Source organism: Gemmobacter sp. (assembly GCF_016792925.1).
Classification (GTDB): Bacteria; Pseudomonadota; Alphaproteobacteria; order Rhodobacterales; family Rhodobacteraceae; genus Gemmobacter.
Genome location: NZ_JAEULU010000324.1, coordinates 1 through 3,028 on the forward strand (window position 1 = coordinate 1; position 3,028 = coordinate 3,028).

Below are 3,028 nucleotides of genomic sequence, written 5' to 3' on the forward strand. Positions count from 1 at the left end.
CAGCAACAAGCCCGCCCCGGCCAGCAGGGTCAGGTGCCAATCGCCCTGCGGCAAAAGCCGGTCGATAAAGGCCGTGATCGCCAGCGGGAAGGCCAGCTCCAGCAGGCCCGACAACACGGCACAGCCGAAATCCAGCCAGAAAAGCCCCAGCCACGGGCGGTAATAGGCAAAGAACTGGCGCAACATCTGCATCTTCCTGAAAATGGCAAAGACGGGCCCGAAGGCCCGTCTGAGGGGATCGGTCTCCCGATCAGAACTTGTGGCTGACAGACAGCGACACCCGGCGCTCCTCTCCGTAATAGCAGCCGGTGGCGTTCTGGCAGGAGGCCACATAGACCTCATCCGTCAGGTTGGTCACCGCGAGGTTGCCTGCCCAGTTTTCCGCGAAATCATAGCTGACCGAAGCATCCAGCAGCGTGGCCGAGGGCACTTTCAGCGTATTGGCATTGTCGGCCCAGCTGGAGCCGAGGAAGCGCACGCCGCCCGTGACCGTCAGCGCCTGAAGCGCCGCCGGGGTATAGGCCAGCTTGAACGAGGCCATGTTCTCCACGGTGGAATAGGGGGTCTTGCCCACCAGCGTGGCATCCAGATCGGCCTTCACCTTCACATCCATGACCGTGGCCGAGGCATTCATCACCAGACCATTGCCGAAATCATGCTGGGCTTCAAATTCAAAGCCTTGCGAGTTCACCCGGCCCAGCTGGCCATAGGTGTAGCCCGCGCCGTTCCACATGGATTGCGAGATATTCTCGCGGTTCATGTCGAAGGCCGAGAAAGTGAGCATGGTGGCCTCGGAGGGCGACCATTTCACCCCAACCTCAGCCTGACGCCCGGTTTCGGGGCTGATCGCATTGCCCGCCGAATTGGTCACCACCTGCGGGTTGAAATAGCTGGAGGCCGAGGCATAGGCGGTCACGCCATTGCCAAATTCCTTCGCCAGACCCAGACGCCAGCTGGTTTCGCCATCCTTGCGGTTGGATCCGGCGGCGCCATTGAAACGGTCGGTCGACACCGTGGTTTCCACCTGATCGTGGCGCAGGTTCACCGTGCCGATCCAGCCCTCGCCCCATTTGATCTGGTCTTGCAGGTAAAGGCCGAACTGGCGCTGCGTCACCACATTGTCCAGATAAGGCGTGGTCGCGGGCTGGTCTGCGCCGTAAACCGGGTTCACCACCGACAGGCCGGTGGCTGCACCCGGCCAGGCGACCGAGGCCTGCACCTGATCCATCTGGAACCATTTGGCATCAAGGCCCACCATCATGCGATGCGACAGGGCGCCGGTGTCAAACGCGCCTTCCAGCCGCAGATCGTTCAGCGCGGTCTTGGTCTTGGTGTCATGTTCAAAGAAGATGCGCGACAACGTGCCCTCGGCATCCGACGGCGTGGCCGAAAACCCGGTATAGCCATAGGCATAGACCGCGCTTTCCGACACATCCGACTGGCCCAGACGGGTGTTGTTCACCAGACGCCAGCCATTGCCCAGATCATGCGCGATTTCCGAGGACAGGGTGAACTGGTCGCGGTCGTAATCGTCATAGCCCGGCTCGCCGGTGTTGAAATCGCGGTCGATCCGGCCAAAGGGCGCATCCACCACAGTGCCGATATAGGGCAGCCAGCCGCCGCCGACGTGATCTTCGGCAATATTGGTATAGGTGGCGCCCAGCGTCACATCGGTGCCGCCTGCGGTCTGGAAGCTGAGCGAGGGGGCAAGGTAGACCCGGCTGCCGGGCTCGAACACGCCCATGTCATCGGTGCGCTCGGCCTTGCCGACAAAGCGCCATTGCAGGCCCGAGGCCGTCACGCCCTCGCGGTCGGTTTGCAGCCAGGCCCGGCCGGTGCTGTCGACGCCCAAGGTATCCGTGCCGCCGGGGGTGCCCGTCGGGCGCTTGGTCACCATGTTCACGATGCCGCCCGGATTGGCCGCGCCGTAAAGGGCCGAGGCCGGGCCGCGCAGCACCTCGATGCGCTCCAGCCCGGCCGGATCGGCATAGAAGCCGCCGAAACCGTAGGAGTAGGAGGGCAGACCGTCGATGAAGGCGCCGGTGGCGGTGGCGGCAAAGCCGCGCACGAAGAACCAGTTGGTGTCGCTGTCATAGCCATAGGGCTGTGCCTGCACGCCCGCCGCATAGGCCAGCGCGCCATCCACCTTGGTCACGTTTTCCGCCGCCAGCGTGGCCGCACCGATCACCGAAACCGATTGCGGGATCTCGGTCACCGGCACCGCCATTTTGGAACCCGTGGCCGTGGCGGGGTTCACCCCTTCCACCGGCGCAGAGCCCGAGGCGCTGCCATCCAGCACCACGGTCTCCAGCTCGGTCTCGGGGGTTTGGGCCAGTGCCGCCGCCGGGATCAGGCAGGCCACCAGCGCGGTTTGGCCCATCAACCGGGCCAGCGAGGAAAGGGGAAGCATCATCGTCATGTCCATTCGCGCAAAAGCGCCCGGTCTGCGCCGGGCATTGCCCGAGCGTTTAAGTCAGGAAAGCAGGGCATGGATAGAATGATCCTGCTGCGATTGGGATGATCCTGCCGCATGGCGCCGCCAATCTGCGGGGGTCCGGCCAAAATGGGCCCGGAACACCCGGCCCAGATGCGCCTGATCGGCAAAACCGCAATCCACCGCAATCTCTGCCAGCCCGAGGCCGGGCGCGGCCAGCATCCGCGCCGACGCCGCCTCGACCCGCAGGCGCATCTGCCAGCGATGCGGCGTCTCGCCGGTGCTTTGCTTGAAAGCATGGGAAAACCGGCTTTCCGAAAGGCCCGCCGCCTCGGCCAGCTCGGCCAGACTGACCTGACGGTGCAGGGCCGCCAGCACGCGGGCCTGAACCGCCGCCAGCTGCGGCTCTGACAGCGGCGCGCGGGCGGGTTGCGGGGCAAACAGCTCGGCCAGAGTGGCCAGCATCAGGCCCTCCAGCAGCAGGGCGCTGCCTTCCAGCGCCCCGGCCAGCAACGCGCCCATCGTGCCCAGCTTGGGCGGCGCGGTCAGGAAATGCGGACGCTCCAAGGCCTCGGGCGCGACATGGCCTGACAA

At 65.1% G+C, this 3,028-nt stretch carries 2 protein-coding genes and 1 pseudogene; all 3 read right to left on the reverse strand.

What is annotated here, in order from left to right; genetic code table 11:
* A pseudogene (locus tag JNN06_RS16060) lies at window positions 1-186 on the reverse strand (multidrug ABC transporter ATP-binding protein); the annotation flags it as partial.
* A gap of 64 nt (window positions 187-250) precedes the next feature.
* Entirely contained in the window at window positions 251-2,419 is a 2,169-nt protein-coding gene (locus JNN06_RS16065) for a TonB-dependent siderophore receptor (RefSeq protein ID WP_291240604.1), read from the reverse strand.
* A 54-nt stretch (window positions 2,420-2,473) separates the two neighbouring features.
* Window positions 2,474-3,028, reverse strand: a 555-nt coding sequence (locus tag JNN06_RS16070; protein ID WP_291240605.1) for an AraC family transcriptional regulator, incomplete at its 5' end; no start/stop codon positions are given.